Consider the following 20,446-nt stretch of genomic DNA (forward strand, 5'->3'; position numbering starts at 1 on the left):
TCCAACAAGGTCAATCGGGTACGTTTGTGTATGTTCATCTACAGTATTCTCCTGAATACTGTAAACAACGCTAGAAATTCTTACAACTAATGGAATAACCCTGAATCAGGAACCTGTTTCTTGAATTTATTTCATTTCTCTTTACGAGCTCAGTTCTCAAGGCACTTTTTTTTAAAGGCTGGAGCTTGCTTGTGTTTTGCTCTAACTGTGTGCCTCTGGAGTGCGGCAGCGGAAGTAAGAGCTAATGAGCATTATGAAATTGTCACCAATCCGGGCGTGAACGAAAAAACCCTCTCGGTCAATTCGTTACGCTCAATTTTCAGTATGCGTTTAAAAACCTGGTCTGATGGAACCAAGATCAGGGTTTTTGTGCTATCCGATGAAGATCAACTGCATCAAATCGTTTCCAAGGAGAAATTAAACGTATTTCCTTATCAATTAAGATCCACCTGGGATCGATTAGTATTCTCGGGCACAGGCCAAGCGCCGATTAAAGTCAACTCAAGTGAAGAAATGCTTGCCAAGATTGCCACTACACCTGGCGCAATAGGTTATTTATGGAGAGCCAATATTAATGAAAATGTTAACGTGCTCGAGATTAAGTAGCTATTTCAGCAGCTCCGTCTGGTGGTTAGGCAAGGGCATTGCCGTGCTGTGGGTGACCGGCGCTGTTTCCGTTCAGGCGCAACAGCTTGATCAACCAAAAAACCAATCTGAATCCGCTAAAGCGCCGGTCAAATGGGTGCAGGCGAAAGATTTACCCGCCGAAGCGACAGAAGCGGGCAATACCAAAGAAAAACCCGGTGTGGTCAGCACTGTGCTCAAGTGGTGGAATTCAACCGACCGCCCCGGAGATTTGCAGATACATGGTTTTGTCAGCCAGGCTTACATAGCGACCTCGGATAATGATGTTTTTGGCAATAGTGATAAAGGCGGCAGCTTTGGTTTGACCGAAGCCGGACTCAACGCTTCCTTACGGCCATTGCCGAGATTGCAACTCTCGGCGCAAGTGTTGTCGCGCCGTGCCGGTGAAGGAAACTCCGGCATGCCGCGCCTTGATTATGCAATCTTCGATTACCGCTTGTATTCCCAGGAGGTAAACCAATTCGGTATCCGCGTGGGCCGGTTGAAGAATCCTTTCGGCTTCTATAATGAAACCCGGGATGTGGCGTTTACGCGCCCCAGTATTATGCTGCCGCAATCGATTTATTTCGACCGCACCCGTAATTTGGGACTTTCCAGCGATTCCGTGCAGCTCTATGGCGATACGGCAGTATCCGATTGGGGTACGTTTTCCACTCAGTTTGGCGTGACACTACCGGTTGTAAATAACAGGGATACTGAGAGTTCATTGCTTGGGCTAGTACGGCCAGGAGAATTGAATCGCGAAGTTTCCTATATTGGCCGCGGAATATTTGAAACCAATGACAAACGCCTGCGCTTGGGTATCAGCGGAATATGGCTGAATACATCATATGATCCAACAAAATTGCGTTCCCCGTTAGAGTTGGGTCCCGGCGCCTTAGAATTCACGCCGGTAATTTTTTCGGCTCAATATAACTCGGAACGTTGGACGCTGACTTCGGAATATGCCATACGGCCTTTTCACTATGATAGAAATTTTAAAAATACAAGGTTAGATGGTCAGCATTTCGTTGGCGAAAGCTATTACTTTCAAGGTGAATATCGCTTTACTCCGAAATGGGAAGGTTTTTTGCGGTATGATGCTCTCTTTATTGATCGATCAGATCGCGATGGAAGCGATTGGATTGCAAAAAATCCTGCTGGACGAAGTGGTTTGGGACATACTCGTTTTGCCAAGGATATTGCCGTGGGCATACGTTGGAATGTAACACCGGCGTTCATGTTGCGTGCCGAATATCATCATGTCAATGGAACAGGCTGGTTATCCGGATTGGATAATCCAATCGATCTAAGAACGGGGCGACCCATAGATACACATCAACATTGGGATCTTTTCGCGATTCAGGCTTCTTATCGTTTCTAAGCAGAAACTCTGATGGAAAATAGTTCCGGAATTAAATTGGAAAAAGCGCCTATTGCTTCAAACCCCAAGGGGCGCCGATTCCGTAGTTTGAGATGGAAAATCTCGCTGAGCAGCAGCATGATTCTGCTGGCGGTGGTGATGCTATTTTGTTTCGTCAGCTATCTGGGCTTAATGGCCAATTTCGACAATCAACGGGAAGTCGAATACCACCGCTATTCCAGGGAAGTCAATAGTTTAATCAAGAACACCTCGCAGAATTTATACCAGCTGGCTGAAATGATCCCGTTTCTGGACGGTATGAAAAAAGCTTTGCTGACCAACGATGGCGAAAGCATCAGCAAAGTTTTTGATCTGCACTGGGCGCTGTTGCAGTTCCATAATGGCGTTGAATTCGTTCACTTTTATAATCCGCAGAATCAATTAAACGCCAGCTGGGATAGCCTGGACACCCACATGGATGGCAATATTCTATTGTCGACCTGGGTCAGCCATGTCAATCAATCGGAAAGACCCATCAATCCGCTACTTTGCCGGGAAAGCTGCATCCAATACATTGTTGCGCCGTTGCTCGTGGAAGGTAAGAAGGTCGGTGTCGTGGTGATGGGAATATCGCTGGCAGATGTATTTCTGGCGTTTAAACGCATAGCGGGCGCCGATATCGGCCTGCTGATCAAGGAACAGAATAGCCTGCTGCAGCAGAATGATTTCGATTTTTTGCGTTGGGATATTCATATCTCGGCGCTGACCAACAAAGAAAAGAATCTTGAGGTTCTGAAAAAGATCGCCCGGATATACCCGGAAATGACGGCGTTACAGAATGGCGCTCAGATCCGCTGGAACGATCAGTATCTGCAAATAAAATTATTTCCGCTCGACTCGTATGAGCCCGATAAAGCGCATCTGATCGTAATGACCGATGTGACTGCCGCGGTGAAGAATATTCATGATTCCATCTGGAAGATTGCACTGATCGGTTTGCTGGGGCTGATTTTCGCGGAAATATTGCTGTTTCTGATTTTTACCCGGTTGCTGGCGAAGCTGAAAGATGTCGTGTTTGTCCTGCCGCTTCTGGCCAACGGGCAGTTTGAAAGATTCCGCTTATCGGTGGCCTCGACGGACCGGGCGCAGCGGTTCAGGGATGAAGTCGACACTCTTTCGGAAGCTGCCGTTTCTTTGTCGTTGCAACTGGAGAAACTGGAACAGGAAGTATCCACCCGGACAAAAATGCTTATCGAGCAGAAAAATGAACTCGGCAGAGAGAGGGATTTTGTCGAGAACTTGCTGGACACGGCACAAGCTATCGTGCTGACGCAGAATTCCGAAGGCCAGGTTATGTCGCTCAATGCGTATGGCGAAATGCTGATGCGTTATACCGAAAGTGAACTGCAGGGCAAATCTTTCCTGAACATTCTGATTCCGGAGTATGAGTCGCAAGATTTGCTGACGCGCTTTAAAGAAATTCACAGCGGGAAAAGAATGCAATTGCGGCACGAAGCGATAACCCATTGCAAGGATGGAACGACACGGCATGTGGCCTGGCTGCATTCGCATCTCGGCCGGCAATCCGAGAATGATCCGTCTATTTTGTCGGTCGGACTCGATGTCACCGAATATAAACGGGTTGAAGGCCACTTAGCTTGGCTGGCGGATCACGATCCGTTGACCAATTTGTTCAACCGGCGGCGTTTCAGCGAGGAATTGGAACAAGTACTGAGCCGGGCGGAGCGTTACCGCCACCCGGGCGCGTTGTTGTTTTTCGATCTGGATCGTTTCAAATATATCAACGATACCAGCGGTCATCAGGCGGGCGATACGCTGCTGAAAATGGTCGCCAGCATGCTGGCTCAGACCATCCGCACTGACGATATTACCGGCCGCTTGGGTGGCGATGAGTTTGCGATTATTTTGCCGGAAATCAATGCCAATGGTGCGATCGAAGTGGCGAAAAAGGTCTTGGAGCAACTGGGCCATGCGCAATTGACCATCAACAACCGCACGCACAAGATTTCAGCCAGTATCGGCATTGCGTTGTTTCCGGAGCATGGCGCCAATATTCATGACTTGCTCGCCGCTGCGGATCTGGCGATGTATCAGGCCAAAGCGATGGGGCGGAACGCCTGGTATCTGTTCTCCGATAAGGATCGCAGCCGCGAGCGCATTCATACGCTGGTGTACTGGAAAGAAAAAATCGAGTACTCGCATTTGCATGATAATTTCATGCTGTATTTGCAGCCGATCATGCAGGTGAAAACCAAAGAGATCTCGCACTATGAGGTGTTGCTGCGGATGCAGGATAAAGACGGTTCGGTGCTGTCGCCCGGCGAATTTATTCCGGCGGCGGAACATACCGGGTTAATTCACGCCATCGATCACATGGTGCTGCGCAAAGCCATCGCGCAAGTGGCCAAAATTTATCAAGCCGGATTCAAAGTCAGCTTCTCAATCAACCTGTCCGCGCATGCTTTCAATGATCCGGAATTATTACCCATCCTCAAGGAAGAATTGACTTCGCAGGACATGGATCCGGCCTGTGTCATGTTTGAAATCACCGAGACGGCTGCGCTGGAAGATTTGCCCGGCGCGCGCGGGTTGATGATAGAAATCAAGGAACTGGGTTGTGGTTTTGTGTTAGATGACTTCGGGGTAGGTTTTTCTTCCTTCTACTATTTACGCGAATTGCCGGTCGATGTCGTCAAGATTGACGGCTCGTTTATCCGCAATTTATCCGAGAGCAGCGACGATTTGATCCTGGTTAATGCACTGTGCAGTGTGGCCCGCGGTTTCGGTAAGAAAATCACGGCGGAATTTGTCGAAAGCGCCGAGATCCTGTCGCTCATCGAAAAAATGGATATTGATTACGCGCAAGGGTATTACATAGGAAAACCTGCGCCGGCCACGGAATTCTTTGCAGATCATCAAAGCGATTAGTTTTAATGCGGTTTGTTTCCTTGATACGACTGGCTGATGGTGCTGAGCTCCGTCAATCGCGCCGCAACCCGGTTATTGATACTGCCTTCCGGGTATGCGCCATGGGCATCCGCCGCTCCCGCCGGTAAACCGGTCAGCAGCGTAATCGCTTGATCGATATTTTCCACCGCATACACATGAAATTGGCCTGCGGCTGCGGCATCGACGACATTCCGGTGCAGCATCAGGTGCTGGACATTGGCCGCGGGAATCAATACGCCTTGTGTGCCGGTCAGTCCGCGCGCGTTGCAAATATCAAAAAAACCTTCGATTTTTTCATTCACCGCGCCAATGGCTTGAACTTGCCCCAGCTGATTGATTGAGCCGGTCACGGCCAGCGACTGGTTGATTGGCACATCGGCCAGATTGGAAAGCAGCGCGCATAATTCCGCCAGCGATGCGCTATCGCCATCGATCATGCCGTACGACTGTTCAAACACCAGGCTGGCGGACAGCGCCAACGGTTGATTCCTGGCGTAACGTGCGGCCAGAAACGAAGAAAGAATGAACACGCCTTTGGAGTGAGTGGCGCCGGAAAGCTTGACCTCACGTTCAATGTTGATCAAATCCCCTTTGCCCAAGCGGCTGGTGGCGGTAATCCGGGCGGGTTGCGCAAAGGCGAAGCCGCCGAGCTCGATAACCGCGAGACCGTTGACTTGCCCGGTTACCGCGCCTTGCGTGCCGATCATCAGGATATCGCGCTGAATCGCTTCGTATAGCCGGTCTCTGACACGATCCTGACGGCGGATCTGCGCGTGTCGACCGCCTGCTGCACATCGCTCGCCAGCACGGTGTCATGATTGGCTGCGCGCGCCCAATAGTCGGATTCGCGCAGTAAATCCGCGATGCTGCGCATGTGCATGGACAGCTTCTCCGCATCGCCCGCATGGCGCGCGCTGTATTCGATCACCCGGGCAACTGCGCAGCGGTCGTACGGCAGCAATCCTTCCTTGCGCGCCACAGTGGCGATCAATTGCGCGTACAGAAAATGGCTCTCGGCGGTCCGCCCGATGGTTTCCTCGAAATCCGCGGCGACTTTGAATAGCTCGCTGAACTCCGGGTCGTATTGTTGCAACAGGTAATAAAACAACCGTTCGCCGAACAAGATCACTTTGACATCCAGCGGAACCGGCTCCGGTTCGAGCGAGACAGTGCTGACCAGACTGTAAATCTGTCCGAGCGATTCGATATGAATCTTGTGGGCTTGCAGTGCGCGTTTCAAACCTTCCCAAGCAAACGGCTGCATCAGCACTTTGCGGATATCCAGCAGCAAGTAACCGCCGTTGGCCTGATGCAGCGCGCCGGGTTTGATCAGGGTGAAATGAGTGACCAGCGCGCCAAACTGGGAGATATGTTCCACCCGTCCTACCAGATTGCTGTAGGTTGGATTATCTTCATACACGATGGGTGCTCCCGGTTTCTGATGATTCGAACTCAGCACATTCACCTGATAGTTGTTGAATGTTTGGTGGGTGATGACGGTCATGCCGGAAATGTTGACGGATTCATCCGGTTTGCGGAAATCATCGACATGCAGCACCATGTCTTGCTGCACGGCATCGAAAAAATCCAGCACGGCGGGTAAACCGGCATAGATTTCGCGCAATTCGTTGAGCATATGCATAACGGCAGATAGCATGATGTCGTGATTCAACTGTTTGATACGTTCACTGCGTTCGCGGCGGCGTTGCGGCAAGCGGGCCAGAATTTTCTCCAGATGCGCTTGCAATCCGGCAACATCGGTTTCGATCTGATCTTTTCTTTCCTGAGGCAGCTTATCGTATTCGTCCGGCGGAATGGCCTCGCGATTGCGGCTCGGCGCCAGCGCAAATCCTTCCGGCGTGCGCAGCAGGATAATCTCTTTTTTCTCCGCTTCCGCTTCTAATTCCGCGATCTCGCGTTCCTGCCGTTCGCTGTATTCTTGCTGTATCGCGCTGATCCGGTTGCGGTACTCCTCACTTTCAAACTGCACGGGGATGGCGCTGCGCAAATAATCCACCAGCCGCGCCATGTGCGCACGCAATGCTTCCCCTTGGCCGTGTGGTAATTTAAGCGCTTTCGGTTTGTGCGGCTGGGTGAAGTTATTGAGATAGCACCAATCTGGCGGTTCCGCTTCCTTGCTGGCTTTGCTTTCAAGAAACTGCCGCACTAAGCTGTGTCGGCTCATCCCGGGCGAACCCAAGACAAAAAGATTGTAGCCTTCCCGGCGAATGTCCGCGCCGAAACGCACCGCATCCATGGCGCGCGCTTGACCGATGATATTCGTTAAGTCCGGTAAATCCGCCGTGGTCTGAAACGTGAATTGACCGGGATCGCAAGCATGGCATAACCATTGCAGTTGCAGAGGAGTAATAGCGGTCATTATTTTTCTTCAGCCGGTTAGTGAATAATGGGTTGCCTGATTGACGCTTTTATGAGTAAAGTAGCAGCAGGATCTTCCGTACGCTAACCGTATTGTAATGGATGAAAGCGTTTCGCCAATACGGATCGTTAATTATTCACTTTTTCATGAGATATCCAATTTGTCATTGTCTTGCGTGCACGGTGCGGACGCTGGAATTGAGCCGGAGAATGGACAAACTTCATCAGGTTACCCCGAATACTGAGCCAGTACTATTCCTGTTGTTTAATTTTTTGCTTGCAAAGAGAGGAGAGAAAGAATGATAACGCTAAGAAAAAGTATGGTATTTCAAGTTTTTCTAATTGTGCTGGCCATCGGTCATGTCCATCCCGTATGGGCGGATAAAGTATCCGGTGTTTTTACCGCGCAGCAGGCTTGTCCGGCGTATGTGTCAAAAAATAAAGCGACCAATCCGGATAATAAGCAAATTCTTGCGGGCAGCCAGTACGACATTATCGAAGTGATTAAATCTGGCCAGCCCAGCTGGTACCGGGTGGTTCTGCCCAATGCAGACCCCAAGGAACGCTGGGTAAGCGCTGAATGCGGTCAAGCTCAGATCACCGGCGGCGGAACGGGAGATGGCGGAAATTCCGGCGGTAGCTGCAACACAGCCGGTCAGGCGGATAGTTATGTGCTGGCGCTGTCGTGGCAGCCTGCTTTTTGTGAAACCAAGCCGGACAAAGCGGAATGTAAGATTACCGATCCCAAGGTGTACCAAGCCCGGCATTTTGCATTGCACGGCTTATGGCCGAACAAAAAAAGCTGTGGCATACAGTACGGCTTCTGCGGCGATGTCAAAGGACAGAAAAGCAATTTCTGCGATTACCCGGCAGTTCAACTGGATGCCGATTCCACCGCGTCATTAGCCGAAGTGATGCCCAGTGTGACATCAGGTTCCTGTCTTGAACGGCATGAATGGTTCAAGCATGGCACTTGCCAGGCGAGCTGGTCAATGGGAGGTTATTTTGATTTGGCGGCGGATTTGACGCGTCAATTCAACGATGCCGGGGCGGCTTATTTCATGAATCGCCGGATCGGCCAGCAGGTTCGTACGGAAGATTTTCTCGGCCGCGTGGTTGCGGTGCTTGGTCCCGCAGTTAAAGACCGCATCAAATTGACTTGCAATCAAGGCATGCTGGTCGAAGTACAACTGAATTTGTCGGCTGACCTGAAGCCGGGCGCCGATCTGGAAAAACTGCTGGAGAATGCGCCGTTGCAGGGTAAATCCAATTGCGGCGATACTTTCCTGGTTGATGCGATCGGGCAGTAATTAACGCATTTGAAAATTTTCGAACCCGTTGATTACGTTCCCGGGCCGGTAGCTGCCGCGAACGTAATCAACGATACTTCTTCGTGTTACGCTGAATTACAACGCCTGAAACACCACATCGCTGACTGAAAGCGCCGTCGGCTGCTGTAGCACCCCGACAAACGTGATGCTGGCAATGTCGCTGACAAAATGTACCACGATATCATCGCCCTGCGCATCGATGCTGGTGATATACGGTGATAGTTGCGCATAGTCTGCAACCCCCAGTCCGGTATCGAACGCCACTTTATCCACGCCCGGAACGAAATCCTGAAACGTATAGAAACCGACACTGGATAGTCCGAAGATATCGGAACCTTCACCACCGGCCATGCTGTCATTGCCTAATCGTCCGATCAGCGTGTCGTTGCCGTTATTCCCGATCAACGTATTATTGGCGCTATTTCCGACCAGCTTATCGTTACCGGAGCCGCCGATGGCATTTTCGATCACCGAATTTAATCCGAGTGACAAATTATCAACCGCAGCAATACCTGCCGGGATAAGGCCGACCGAGCTGAGCGTGCCAGGCGCGGCGGGATTGAGGTTGAGCGTGACCGTTGTCGTCAAACCGGATGCATCGAGCGTGTCGGTGCCGCCGTCATCGTAGATGGTTTGCACGATATGGCCGCTGTCCGTCGTGAACGTGTAGGTGTCATCGCCGGTATGGACCGGTTTGGCATTATAAAGATAGGCCAACGCCGCATAATCATACGGTGCGAGATTGATCCGCTCAAGACCTTGGCTTTGCTGCGTGTACGACATGATGCTGAACAGTTCGGAATCCTCCACGCCGGTCAAAAACGGTCCGTCATTGGGATTGGATGATCCCGGATCCGCCGCGTTGTAATCGCCGGGATGCTTCAATCCAAGCGTATGCCCGATCTCATGAATCAAGGTCGAATAAGCATTCGTGCCCTGTACCACATGGGTTGTTTGCGAAACTGAGGCTACATTGTTAATGTACAGATCGCCCGCTGTGTCGCCGGTAAATTTTTCCGGATAATAGGCATAACCGGCTGTCGCTGCCTGCGAATTATTGCCGAAACGAAGCTGGCCATACGATGACGCGGAATCAGACACCTCGGTGAATGTGATGTTGAATTGCGACGACAGCGAGGCCAGGATTTCCCGCACGGCGGTTTTCTGATCGCCGGTCATTACGCTGAAGCCGTTGCCATCCTGAGCCGGATTCGCATATACCGGTAACGCCGACATGAAGCTGTACGTCAACGCCACGGTTCCGCCCGGCCCAGCATCCCAGCGGATGTCACTGCCCGCCAGTACAGCATCAATACGATAATCGTCCGTAATACTCGGCATACTTTTCTCCTCGCAAAATGTACAGATAGGCAATTAATTCTTGGTTTGCGGATTATAAAGCGATGAAAAACAGAGCAATCGCATTAACATCATCACTTTCTTGTTCTAATTTGAGGTTTGAATACAGAATTCACTAGCTATGTATCTGATCAGTTTCTTAAACACGTACACTATTGATCAAAAAAGTTTTATACCCATGGACCTACTCCCATGTCGATTCCTCGATCAAACAATTTTTTATCTAGCTTCTCGATCCGTTTATTCATTGCACGCTTAAGTCTTGCACGATTAAGATTGAAATGACTTAATTTAAGTTTAAAAAAATCACTGGAATCATTTGCCGCTTTGATGTCTTGCTCCATCCATATCCAAGCACGAGGATCTGCCGATTTGAGGAAAAGTATCCAAGCAGCATAGGCCTCTTCAGGCTTGTTTGCCTTCAAATAAGTTTTCCACCAGTGATGTGCGCAAGCTTCAATCCAACGAAAACGAGCAGATTTCTTTTCTAAAGATTCATGACTGGTCTTAATTTCACCCTCGGGCCAAGCATCTGGAATAGGAAGAATGTTGTTTGCTGTGAATCCTGAGAGAACAACACCGCGTTTTCGTTTCCAAGCAAACGGAGATTTTTGGTCTGATTCAATCATCTCATTTAACCAGGCTGCTTTACCATTGTACGAAGCGGCAATCGCCAGATTTAGCAAATCTTGATCGGTATTACAGTAATCGAGTTCGAGCAACTCCGTACGCAATGCGATGACTTGGGGAGAGTCGGGGACACGAAAGATCATGTGTAAAGAATCCTCGATACCGGCTTTGCCAAGATAACGTGTGGATATCGTTGAGCGGAGAGAGCGCCACAAATTCACGCCTTGTGGGGGATCGTAAGAAAGAAGCGCCTCACACAGTGCAAGATAGGTGCCTTCTGCCAAGTGAACGCGGCGTCTGAAATCCGGCGTAAGTTCATGAGAGCCCTCAAGCCAACGATCAACCATATCTAGCGCATACTGTAAAACTGGTACGAAATCAACAGCATCTGGATTCGTAAGGTATAAATAAGCACCAGACGTTCTTGTTTCCCTTATTCGAGAAACAGCTGTTTTTTTGGCAAGCTGATATGCTCTTATCCATGCATCATCATCCATGGTTGCACTAAATGTAGTAGACGGATCATTGGTATCAATTGGACTTTGACGTGGTGTGACAGAAAATAAAAAGGGAGAAATCTTCGCGGCATTCCGATCGAACAATAGGGTTGATCCTGGATCAGGTTCGCCGAGTTTCTCCGCTAAAAGTATATGTCCTATGATTTCAGCCGCAAGCCGTGTTTCTTTGGCATCAGCACCACGTAAGCGTACGGCTTCCAATAATCGCCATGGCGCCAATCGTGGCGCTATTTGATCAAAAGGAAGTGCTCGTGTAGCTTCAATAAGGGCAACGGTGCCGTAGTGATTGATCCAGAAATGTTTGTCCGCACTCCAGTGCCAATTACCGGTTATTAGCATTTTCCCAAAACGAATTGCATTGGAAAGAACAAGGGTTTGGAAGGCTACATGACAAAGTTCATGATCGGTTTGGTGCGCAAAATCAATTAGCCATGACCAGGCGTTATCACTGAACTCGGTTGGATGAATCGATAATAGAAGGAGAAGATCGTTTTTCTGTTTAGATGATCCATTAGCATAGCCAGTAATCAATGTGTCGAAATCTTCTGAGCTGGGCGGTTGTAATACTTGACCGATGTCATCAATAATGAATTCTAAGTTCGCACTGATTAGCGCATCAAATTGAGCTTTTACATCAAGTTTCAGTATTTCCACCATTAAAAGCCGATTGACAACGCGATATTCTTGTTTTTCATCGGAATCGGTGCTACTTAATCGCGTAGTTTTCGCTGCGGAAGCTTCACTTTCGCCCGCTAGAAGCAGGTGATCAGTTATATCAATTGCACTCCAGTAAAGGGATTCTCTCGAGTGTAGATAGAAGCTCCGAATTTTTCGGCGTATCATGTCGGCCAGAAAGTAAGGTTCGCATCTAGCAAATGAGGGTTCTAATTGTTCGAAGAAGTGATCGGAAGGTCTCGTAGAGCTATACTTGCCGAGTTCATCGGGTTTAATATAATCTTTTGCGAATTTGCGAATTTGCGAATTTGCGAATTTCTGGGATAAAGGTATCTGGCGGTTGGAAGGACGGATCGAGCCAAAACTCTTTAGTTCTTTGCACACGCCAAAATAAAGAAGATTCAGTATCGTTGAGCGCAAGATCGGCATGCCGTCTTTCAAGCGCGAAAAAAAAGCTATGACCCGGGTTTGGTAGGTAATCTCTCTCATAGGTATCCCAGCGATCAATACGAGGATCGATTATTACGGCATTTGTTTCATCTAATTCCTGGCCAGTTAGCACAAGTAGAAGTGTGGCGATACGATCAGGGATGCCTGGATTTATACCCGGTTCTGGTTGCCGCTGCCGGACTCTTTCTGCGAGTTCGCGTAAAGCGAAAGATGTTTCATCCGGATCGACTTCATTCAATAAACAGAGCCATTCTAGAGCATCCCAGCCCTCGCAACGATTTCGAATTGCGAATGTAATCGCTGCTGCTTCAAAAATTGGCAGCGCACCAGCAAGTGGAAATCCTTCTATAATCGAAGGTGCAGTTAGCTGTAATGTGCCGTCGTATTGATCAACGAGTTCGAGTTGAAGACCCGCAACCGTAATTGCTTGCGATTGATCCATACCAATCCGGCGTATGAAACCTTCAGAACGGTTCTTTTCGTAACCTGCACCCTGATGGGGATAAATATCTCGTGAAATAACCTTGAACCACTGTGAAATCCTATCGAATATCATCGCAGCAGCATGATGATTTTCTCTTGGTATGACCTTCAATGCATTAACTGCCCAATGACGCGCAGATGCCTGCGCATCATTGTCAGAGTGCTCTATTGCAGCAAGTAACGCATCAATGAGATTGGGCGCAAGTGCAGCCAGCTCTAAGCGATGATCGTCGGTTATATTTTGAGTCTGCAACCAAGCAGTGACAAGCACTTCGGCTTGAATAAGAGGCTTAGAATCTTGCTCTATCAGAATAGAAACTGCTGCTCGCAGGATTCGCGCGCGTTCGTCCAATCCTGCAATGGGGTCAAGCCATTGCGTGAGCGCGGTATAACGTGACGTAAAACTTGCATCTGCAACAGAGTCAAGGTGGGTTAATAGTGCAACACCAAGGGCATGTTCGATAACAGTCGAAGTAAAATGTAAATTACCTGATGGGTCAGGTTCCGCAAACCGGCCATCGATGATGTCACTGAGGCGTGCATAATTCTCCGATTCATTCAAATAAGGGAGACTTACTGATTCACTGAGAGATTGGGCCGTGTACTTCTTGACACCATCGCGGTATTTCTGCGCGATTTCTTTTAACCAAGCTTGCCATTCTTCTTCGCTAAATGACTTTCCAGCGCGTACACCCAAGGTATCGCGGCCATACTCCCAAAGTAATCTGTGAACAGTAATTTGGCCTGCTTCGATCAATCTATCGCGGAATTGGACTACAAGTGCGAATAAGCGAGGCGTGCGGGCTAGCTCAATTAGATCTGGGTGCAAATCGGCTTGAGTTAAATCCTCGAATGCAAGCATCTGGTCAAGTTCACCCCCTGGTGTTGTATCGTAATTATCGACTTTAATAGATTCTGCAACAGAAATCAGACCGCGAAGACTTCCCAATTTGTTTTCAAAGTGATGTTTCCGTGTACTGATGATCACTCGTATTTTTGATGAAAAGAATTCACTTTGCAGAATCTTGAGTAGCTGTAGCCATTGAATAGAAGGCTCTTGATTCAAGCCGTCAAAGAAAATAGTGAAAACAGGGCCTTCATCCGCCGGTCGCATAAACAAGTAATCTAGCCGCCGCAACCAATGAGCAGTATCTCTAACACCGCTAAGCTCATACAGCCGATTAGCTAGGAACTGCTTTACTGTTGTTTCGGAAATGCTGGAAAGATTAGCAGCAGAGGAAGATGGGACAACCAGGATGATTGGTTGCTTGTCGACTGTCTCGATTAGCCAGTCAAGTGTTATCCAAGTCTTTCCGACGCCATCCCAGCCAATAACTGCCGCAGGAGAGTCTATCTTTGCCGGTGTAAGCCACCAATCATTGAGAGCTTGATGGATTGAATTGCGCCTAATTCGCTTTGTGTGAGCACCGCCGGCTGCATCTTGCCCAAGGTAGGCGTTTGATTCTTTAGGTGAGCTCCAGATTTTTCTCAGTTTGTCGTGCGAACTGTTTCGCAGTATGTTGAAACCTAAGTGCCAAGACTGCAGATTGCGTCGCAACATTTCAATCGTATCAGTTGAAACTGGTTGAAGTGCATATGCCAATTTTCCAGCCTGTTCTGAGAATTCAGCTTTTACCAAATCAGGTGCAAAAGCACATAGTGCTGCAAGGGGGGCTAGTTCGCGATCTTCCCAATCAATGATTTCTACCGGTACCCCTTCTCTCTCACCTTTTTGCGTAAGTTCTTGCCGGAGTTGCTCAGGAACATTGCGAGTTGCAATAAGAAACCATGCTTCTAATGCAGTGTCTCGAGCTAGCGCTTGGTCTATTTCACCCAATAATTCTCGGTCACTCAGGCGAGTGGTATCGCTGTATTTTTTGCATTCCAACCGGAAACGCCGCCCTTGGCGGCCTGCTGGTCCGGCATCTCCACCAAATTGGAAGCCAGATTTTGCGACCGTGATCGGTACACCGAGAAGCCGACCTATCAGAGCTGCTGCCAATTTCTCCAGTTTGGAGTGCTGCGGATCATTCTGCAGTTTGCTCTTTAAATCATTTTGATTTTTCTTATCTATTGCGCTTAATGTCATCAATTCTAGTCAATACACAGATGTATCCAGCTTGGGGTCTTATCGATCAGGAAATCACTAAGCACTTTTTCTTAATTCTCATGTGCTGTTACTCGGGATTAGATTACCAAGGCACAATCTGCCCATCGAATGCATAAAACTTCCCGGAATCTTGCAGTGTAAGGTTGCCGATCACGCGGCGCATGCCGGTGACGCTTTGTTCGGCGGTGATCAATGCGCCGGGGCCGCCCATGTCGGTTTTGACCCAGCCGGGGTGGAGCAAGATGGTGATGATTCTCTTGGGATTCAAGTCGATCGACAAGCTTTTCATGACGATGTTGACACCCGCTTTGCTGGAGCGGTAGATATAGCTCCCGCCGCCGCGGTTGTCGGCGATGCTGCCCATTTTGCTGGTGATGGTGACGATGGTTTTGAGTTCGCTGCGCGCGATCTGCCGGATAAAGGCTTCGGTTATTTTCAGCGGCGCCATGGTGTTGACTGCGAAGGCATGCTGCCAGGCGGTGTAGTCGGTTTCGCCCAAAGCATCGCCGCGCGCGGGGGGATAGACGCCGGCATTGTTGATGAGCAGGTCAACCGGTTGCTCGGATAATGTTTGCGCCAGTTGATCAATCTGCGCGTGGTCGGTGACATCCAGCGCATGCACGGTGGTTTGATCCGGATATTGCGCGGTGAGGCGATTGAGCGCTTCGGCGGCTGCCGGTTTGCGGCAGCAGGCAACGACCCGCCAGCCATCTGCGGCATATTGCCGCACAAACTCCAGTCCGATACCCCGGTTCGCACCGGTAATCAACATTGTTCTCATTTTTCTCTCGCGTATTTATTGAAGGAAGCCGATTGCTGAAATGTGCCGGTTGAATGTGGCAGAGTTAATGTTAATCATGACCTTATCGATTTCCGGGCAGTGTTAATCGGGTTCCAATCCATGATAGCACTTTCCCGTACGGTTGATTAAAAGTGATCAATAACATGAATAACACTGTGCTATATAGGTGATTATTAAGACTACATATTCACTTGACGAAGGTAATATGTCTGACTACTATAAAGAAAGCAGCACGGATTATTGCTGTTTTTTTGTCTTTCTTTAACTATTTTAAGGGCTTATTATGTTACAGTTTAAAAAGACGTTATTAGGTGGTATCGCACCATTACTGTTATCCATTGCACTGGCAAGTCCGGTAATTGCTGCCGATGGGCATCATGCACACGGAAAAGACCATAATTTTGGTGCTTTTAATAAAGATAATGTATTGTTGACGCCTAGAGGTTACCGTGAGTGGGTGTTTGTCGGCGCACCGGTTACACCGAACGAGCTGAACGATGGTAAAGCCGCATTCCCTGAATTTCATAACGTATACATCGATCCAACCAGCTGGAACCATTGGAAAAAAACCGGTGAATTCCGTGATGGAACGGTTATTGTTAAAGAATTGGTGAGTGTAGGATCTAAATCGGCGCCGAGCGGAAATGGTTACTTCGCAGGAGAATTCAATGGCATCGCTGCGATGGTGAAAGATTCCAAACGTTTCCCGAACAGACCGGGTAACTGGGCATTCTTCGGTTTCGAATCGTATGAAGCTAAAGAAGGTGCAATACAAGCTGATGAAGCTTGCGCAGCTTGCCATAAAGATAACGCCGCGCAAGACATGGTATTTACGCAATACTACCCCGTATTACGCGCTGCTAAGCCTAAAAAATAATTAGGCCGATGGCGAAACGATAGCCATCATTGGTTTTAATCGAGGCAATTTGATTCGTGATGAACATGGATCAAATTGCTTTTTTATTGGAGTACCGATAGCGGGTGTATTGTCAGAAGTTATTTTTCCATTCCCGCAGTACCGAGAAAACGCTGAGCGGATCGGGAAGCGGTATTGCAGCATGTTGCTGTGCGCTCTCAATGAGTGCTTGCTGATCGCAGCGCAGGAAAGGATTCACGGCTTTTTCAAGCAATAATGGGGTGGGAAGCGTCGGGATATTTTGCAGACGCAATTGCTGCGCGGAGATTTCCAGTTCGATGAGTTTCCGGTTTTCCGGATCGACCGCTCTGGCAAAGCGGATATTGCTCAGTGTATATTCATGGGTGCAATAAATATTGGTATCTTCGGGTAACCGGGCGAGCTTCTGCAAGGATTGATACATTTGCTGCGCGCTTCCCTCGAATATCCGCCCGCAGCCGCAAGAAAAGAGCGTGTCGCCACAAAATACCAGAGCAAATGGATCGGTTCCATAATAAGCAATGTGGCCGCGGGTATGCCCGGGAATATCTATGACGGTAAGACGCAGCGGCAGTTGCGGCACATCGATTTGATCGTTTTCCCGGACCGGATGGGTAACTTCCGCGATGGTTTCATTGCCCGGTCCGTATACTGGCACAGCGGATAATTGCCGCAGCCCGGCAATACCTCCGGTATGATCGCTATGATGATGGGTGATAAGGATCGCGCCTAATTGCAATTTTTCCGTTTGCAAATAATCTATAACGGGAGACGCTATACCCGGATCGATTACCACGGCATAATCCCGATTGTGAATGACCCAGATATAATTGTCTCTAAATGCGGGTACCGGATGAATGTTCAGCATAAAATTTCCCTGTCTTACGAATGGTGAAGCTGATGCTTTTGATCGGATGCGTTCAATCGTATAAATTTAAGCAGAATTATTGATCATGACTGCACAAAATGTTCAACAGTGGTTCGAAACCTCGCTGGGTCAATATCTGATTGAGCATGAGCAGTGCTACTTTGATCAGGTTGTGGCGAATATTTTTGGCTACAATGCCGTGCAAATCGGTTGGCCGCAATTTAATTTTCTGCGTTTGAATAGAATGCCTTTTCATTTTTCCGTGGGGCTCGAGACTGGAGCATCCTTACGCGCTGCGCCGGGTTTTCTGCCGATTCAGAGCAACAGCGTGGATCTTGTCATTCTGCCACATGCGCTTGAGTTTAACGCCAATCCGCATCAGATTTTACGCGAAGTGCATCGAGTTTTGATACCGGAAGGTCATGTCGTGATATCCGGTTTTAATCCGTTCAGTTTATGGGGGATGTGCCATTACTTGCGGTCGACCCGGCGGGAATTTCCCTGGAATGGTCAGTTTATCGCGTTATCACGGCTGAAAGATTGGTTGAAATTATTGGATTTTGAAATGGCTGGCGGCCGGTTATGCTGCTATACACCGCCTTTTAAGCAAGAAAAATGGCGCCAGCGGCTCAGTTTTATGGAAGCGGCAGGGGATCGCTGGTGGCCGATTTCCGGGGGCGCGTATTTTTTACACGCAATTAAGCACATGCACGGTATGCGGATTATCAAACCGGATTGGAAGAATTGTCTCGATGCCCGGAAAAAAATGGTGCCGGTCGCGCAAAGAGTCAACGAAGCTTCGCTTGAGGAGAAGTCAGCGGAAAAGCTGAATCAGACTGACGAGCCCCGCAGATAATGGGTACAGCGGATGCTAAAGTGGTTGAGATCTATACGGATGGTGCTTGCAAAGGAAACCCCGGCGTTGGGGGATGGGGCGCTTTGCTGCGCTATGCCGGTCATGAGCGTGAGATTTTCGGCGGAGAGCAATTAACCACCAACAATCGCATGGAATTACTCGCGGCCATACGCGCTTTGGAATCGCTCAAGCGTCCTTGCAAAGTGCATCTGCATACCGATTCGCAATACGTTCAGAAAGGCATCAGCGAATGGCTCGATGCTTGGAAAGCACGCAATTGGCGAACCGCGAACAAAAAGCCCGTAAAGAATGAAGATTTATGGAGACTGCTGGACGAGTTGGCGCAACAGCATGAGATTGAATGGTGTTGGGTGCGGGGGCATTCGGGACATACGGATAATGAGCGCGCTGATCAATTGGCGAATCGTGGTGTGGAAATGATAACTTCCGGAGAAGTGCAATAAATTCAAGGATATGATATGCGCCAAATTGTACTCGATACTGAAACGACCGGACTGGAGCATAAGCTCGGTCATCGTCTTGTTGAAATAGCGGCGGTGGAGTTATGGAACCGGCAACTCACGGGTAACCACTTTCACTATTATCTAAATCCGGATCGTGAAAGTGATGAGGGAGCGTTGCAAGTGCATGGATTAACAACGGAGTTCCTTCAGGATAAGCCGAGATTCCATGATATTTCCAAGGAGTTCCTGAATTTTATCAACGACGCCGAACTGATTATCCATAACGCACCGTTCGATGTCGGATTTCTCAATCATGAATTGAGTTTGATCAATTTAAAAACACTGGACAAGTATTGTGCTGCGATAACGGATACTTTGAAGCTCGCGAAGGAGTTCCATCCGGGTAAACGTAATAACCTCGATGCGCTATGCGAGCGCTATAGCATTGATAATTCAAAGCGCACGCTGCACGGGGCATTATTGGATGCGGAACTATTGGCCGAAGTTTATCTGGCCATGACGCGCGGCCAGGAAAGTTTACTGATCGATTTGGAATATACCGAGACCGTTCAGCTCGCTGTTGAGAATCTGGATAGTTTGAATTTGAAAATTATCGAAGCAACGGCTGATGAATTGGCACAACATGCGATGGTGCTGGAAAAAATCGCACACGAGAGCAACAATAAATGCCTGTGGAGAAAGCTCGAGAGTGTGAGTGCCAGTGGTACGGAATCAAGCGGAACAAGGCACTGAATTTGATAGTTACCTGCGGGTTTTTGTCAAAACGTGCTATCGGAAAACAGTAGAGTTTTGCCGGTGATGCCGGGCAAAACTCTAGTGAAATGGGTGGCGTTAAAGAGGGTGAGAATTGCAGTGAATGATGAGGCGAGCCGCAACTAGAATCCAAGACTGGCGAGTAAATCATCAACCTGATCTTGATTGCACACCACATCATTGCGTTTTTCCGGATTTGTGACGGGACCGTTCAGGAGCCCTTCATCAGCAACAATATTTTTCTTGGCTGGAACGTTTGCAAGTAGCAGATCGATCAGATCCTTCTCCAAACTTTGCACCATGTTCGTGACTTTCTTGATCACTTGACCGGTAAGATCCTGGAAATCTTGCGCCATCATGATTTCCATCAGTTGCGTATTGGTGGCGCTGGTTTGTTCCGGAATTTTATCAAGGTATTGCAGCGTATCAATGAGCAACAGTTTAAATTTTTCCGTATCTGGGTTGGTTTGGTGAGTTTCGAACGCTTGTTTCCATTGTTCAGATAAATGCATAGCATCGGCGGAAATCTTCTCTTGAATGGGCATGGCAATTTCAGTTGCATTCAGTGTCCGTTCCGCCGCTTGCTCGGTTTTGGTCGCTATGTAGGATAATTTGTCTTGTGCTTCTGGCACTTCGGATGCAATGGCTTGAAGGCGTTTGTCGTATCCCAGCTCACGCAAACTATCATGTAAATTTCTGGTTAATTGTCCAATCTGATCAATAACTTTCTTATTAGTAGTCACTGATTCACTGGCTTCCGTATGTTGAGCCGCTTCAACCGGTGGCGTATCAGCTAATTTGATGGATTTCTTGGGTTTGGCGCTGATTGTTTCTTGAGAAGCATCTTCCGTTTTAGCTTTCATAAGACTTTTTGTATTCATTTTGAACTCATCGG

General features: G+C 48.6%; 15 protein-coding genes. 8 read left to right on the forward strand and 7 right to left on the reverse strand.

Annotation, left to right across the window (positions count from 1 at the left end):
* Positions 1–120: 120 nt before the first annotated feature.
* From ABD07_RS02920 to ABD07_RS02930, 3 genes are read left to right on the forward strand one after another with little or no spacing between them, the layout of a single operon-like run.
* Entirely contained in the window at positions 121–606 is a 486-nt protein-coding gene (locus ABD07_RS02920) for a substrate-binding domain-containing protein (protein ID WP_240142388.1), read from the forward strand.
* Positions 575–2,008, forward strand: a complete 1,434-nt coding sequence (locus ABD07_RS02925) for a porin family protein (protein ID WP_160817038.1) — start codon at positions 575–577, stop codon at positions 2,006–2,008. The genes ABD07_RS02920 and ABD07_RS02925 overlap by 32 nt, the downstream gene beginning before the upstream one ends.
* Positions 2,009–2,020: 12 nt before the next feature.
* Entirely contained in the window at positions 2,021–4,936 is a 2,916-nt protein-coding gene (locus tag ABD07_RS02930; RefSeq protein ID WP_160817039.1) for a bifunctional diguanylate cyclase/phosphodiesterase, read from the forward strand.
* A gap of 2 nt (positions 4,937–4,938) precedes the next feature.
* Here ABD07_RS02930 and ABD07_RS14915 read toward each other — a convergent pair whose 3' ends face one another.
* Together ABD07_RS14915 and ABD07_RS02935 are read right to left on the reverse strand one after the other, a co-directional pair.
* A complete protein-coding gene (locus tag ABD07_RS14915; RefSeq protein ID WP_240142389.1) occupies positions 4,939–5,664 on the reverse strand; it encodes a S16 family serine protease in 726 nt (241 codons plus the stop codon).
* On the reverse strand, positions 5,664–7,337 hold the full coding sequence (locus ABD07_RS02935) for an AAA family ATPase (RefSeq protein ID WP_240142390.1): 1,674 nt from the start codon (positions 7,335–7,337) through the stop codon (positions 5,664–5,666). The genes ABD07_RS14915 and ABD07_RS02935 overlap by 1 nt, the downstream gene beginning before the upstream one ends.
* Before the next feature lie 298 nt (positions 7,338–7,635).
* On the opposite strand from ABD07_RS02935, the gene ABD07_RS02940 reads away from it, so the two are divergent.
* Positions 7,636–8,646, forward strand: coding sequence for a ribonuclease T2 family protein (locus ABD07_RS02940; protein ID WP_160817040.1), 1,011 nt, complete (start codon positions 7,636–7,638; stop codon positions 8,644–8,646).
* Positions 8,647–8,742: 96 nt separating this feature from the next.
* Here ABD07_RS02940 and ABD07_RS02945 read toward each other — a convergent pair whose 3' ends face one another.
* The 3 genes from ABD07_RS02945 to ABD07_RS02955 all read right to left on the reverse strand — a co-directional run bounded on the left by ABD07_RS02945 (position 8,743) and on the right by ABD07_RS02955 (position 15,673).
* The gene (locus ABD07_RS02945; RefSeq protein WP_160817041.1) at positions 8,743–10,008 is read right to left on the reverse strand and encodes a M10 family metallopeptidase C-terminal domain-containing protein; all 1,266 of its coding nucleotides are present in this window, start codon (positions 10,006–10,008) and stop codon (positions 8,743–8,745) included.
* A gap of 2,112 nt (positions 10,009–12,120) precedes the next feature.
* Entirely contained in the window at positions 12,121–14,871 is a 2,751-nt protein-coding gene (locus ABD07_RS02950) for a hypothetical protein (protein WP_160817042.1), read from the reverse strand.
* Positions 14,872–14,974: 103 nt separating this feature from the next.
* Complete coding sequence (locus ABD07_RS02955; RefSeq protein WP_160817043.1) at positions 14,975–15,673, reverse strand: SDR family oxidoreductase; 699 nt, start codon at positions 15,671–15,673, stop codon at positions 14,975–14,977.
* A gap of 304 nt (positions 15,674–15,977) precedes the next feature.
* Here ABD07_RS02955 and ABD07_RS02960 point away from each other — a divergent pair, with 304 nt between their 5' ends.
* Complete coding sequence (locus ABD07_RS02960) at positions 15,978–16,571, forward strand: cytochrome P460 family protein (RefSeq protein ID WP_160817044.1); 594 nt, start codon at positions 15,978–15,980, stop codon at positions 16,569–16,571.
* Positions 16,572–16,683: 112 nt separating this feature from the next.
* Here the strand turns inward: ABD07_RS02960 and gloB are convergent, their stop codons facing one another.
* Positions 16,684–17,457, reverse strand: a complete 774-nt coding sequence (gene gloB, locus ABD07_RS02965) for a hydroxyacylglutathione hydrolase (protein ID WP_160817045.1) — start codon at positions 17,455–17,457, stop codon at positions 16,684–16,686.
* Between the two features lie 85 nt (positions 17,458–17,542).
* On the opposite strand from gloB, the gene ABD07_RS02970 reads away from it, so the two are divergent.
* From ABD07_RS02970 to dnaQ, 3 genes are read left to right on the forward strand one after another with little or no spacing between them, the layout of a single operon-like run.
* On the forward strand, positions 17,543–18,313 hold the full coding sequence (locus ABD07_RS02970) for a class I SAM-dependent methyltransferase (protein WP_164502740.1): 771 nt from the start codon (positions 17,543–17,545) through the stop codon (positions 18,311–18,313).
* Positions 18,313–18,777 carry a ribonuclease HI gene (gene rnhA / locus ABD07_RS02975; protein ID WP_160817046.1) on the forward strand — a complete coding sequence of 155 codons (465 nt, stop codon included), beginning with the start codon at positions 18,313–18,315 and terminating at the stop codon, positions 18,775–18,777. The genes ABD07_RS02970 and rnhA overlap by 1 nt, the downstream gene beginning before the upstream one ends.
* Positions 18,778–18,792: 15 nt before the next feature.
* A complete protein-coding gene (gene dnaQ / locus ABD07_RS02980) occupies positions 18,793–19,530 on the forward strand; it encodes a DNA polymerase III subunit epsilon (RefSeq protein WP_160817047.1) in 738 nt (245 codons plus the stop codon).
* A 143-nt stretch (positions 19,531–19,673) separates the two neighbouring features.
* On the opposite strand, the gene cheZ is transcribed toward dnaQ, so the two are convergent.
* A complete protein-coding gene (gene cheZ, locus ABD07_RS02985) occupies positions 19,674–20,432 on the reverse strand; it encodes a protein phosphatase CheZ (protein ID WP_160817048.1) in 759 nt (252 codons plus the stop codon).
* Positions 20,433–20,446: the final 14 nt, after the last annotated feature.

Origin of the sequence: Nitrosomonas oligotropha (assembly GCF_009833085.1) — a bacterium.
GTDB lineage: Bacteria > Pseudomonadota > Gammaproteobacteria > Burkholderiales > Nitrosomonadaceae > Nitrosomonas > Nitrosomonas oligotropha.

Bases quoted from the DNA above. Each gene is read 5' to 3' on its own strand.
- ABD07_RS02925 (WP_160817038.1), top strand. From the start codon at position 575: ATGAAAATGTTAACGTGCTCGAGATTAAGTAGCTATTTCAGCAGCTCC.
- ABD07_RS02930 (WP_160817039.1), top strand. From the start codon at position 2,021: ATGGAAAATAGTTCCGGAATTAAATTGGAAAAAGCGCCTATTGCTTCA.
- ABD07_RS14915 (WP_240142389.1), bottom strand. From the start codon at position 5,664: ATGATCGGCACGCAAGGCGCGGTAACCGGGCAAGTCAACGGTCTCGCG.
- ABD07_RS02935 (WP_240142390.1), bottom strand. From the start codon at position 7,337: ATGACCGCTATTACTCCTCTGCAACTGCAATGGTTATGCCATGCTTGC.
- ABD07_RS02940 (WP_160817040.1), top strand. From the start codon at position 7,636: ATGATAACGCTAAGAAAAAGTATGGTATTTCAAGTTTTTCTAATTGTG.
- ABD07_RS02945 (WP_160817041.1), bottom strand. From the start codon at position 10,008: ATGCCGAGTATTACGGACGATTATCGTATTGATGCTGTACTGGCGGGC.
- ABD07_RS02950 (WP_160817042.1), bottom strand. From the start codon at position 14,871: ATGACATTAAGCGCAATAGATAAGAAAAATCAAAATGATTTAAAGAGC.
- ABD07_RS02955 (WP_160817043.1), bottom strand. From the start codon at position 15,673: ATGAGAACAATGTTGATTACCGGTGCGAACCGGGGTATCGGACTGGAG.
- ABD07_RS02960 (WP_160817044.1), top strand. From the start codon at position 15,978: ATGTTACAGTTTAAAAAGACGTTATTAGGTGGTATCGCACCATTACTG.
- gloB (WP_160817045.1), bottom strand. From the start codon at position 17,457: ATGCTGAACATTCATCCGGTACCCGCATTTAGAGACAATTATATCTGG.
- ABD07_RS02970 (WP_164502740.1), top strand. From the start codon at position 17,543: ATGACTGCACAAAATGTTCAACAGTGGTTCGAAACCTCGCTGGGTCAA.
- rnhA (WP_160817046.1), top strand. From the start codon at position 18,313: ATGGGTACAGCGGATGCTAAAGTGGTTGAGATCTATACGGATGGTGCT.
- dnaQ (WP_160817047.1), top strand. From the start codon at position 18,793: ATGCGCCAAATTGTACTCGATACTGAAACGACCGGACTGGAGCATAAG.
- cheZ (WP_160817048.1), bottom strand. From the start codon at position 20,432: ATGAATACAAAAAGTCTTATGAAAGCTAAAACGGAAGATGCTTCTCAA.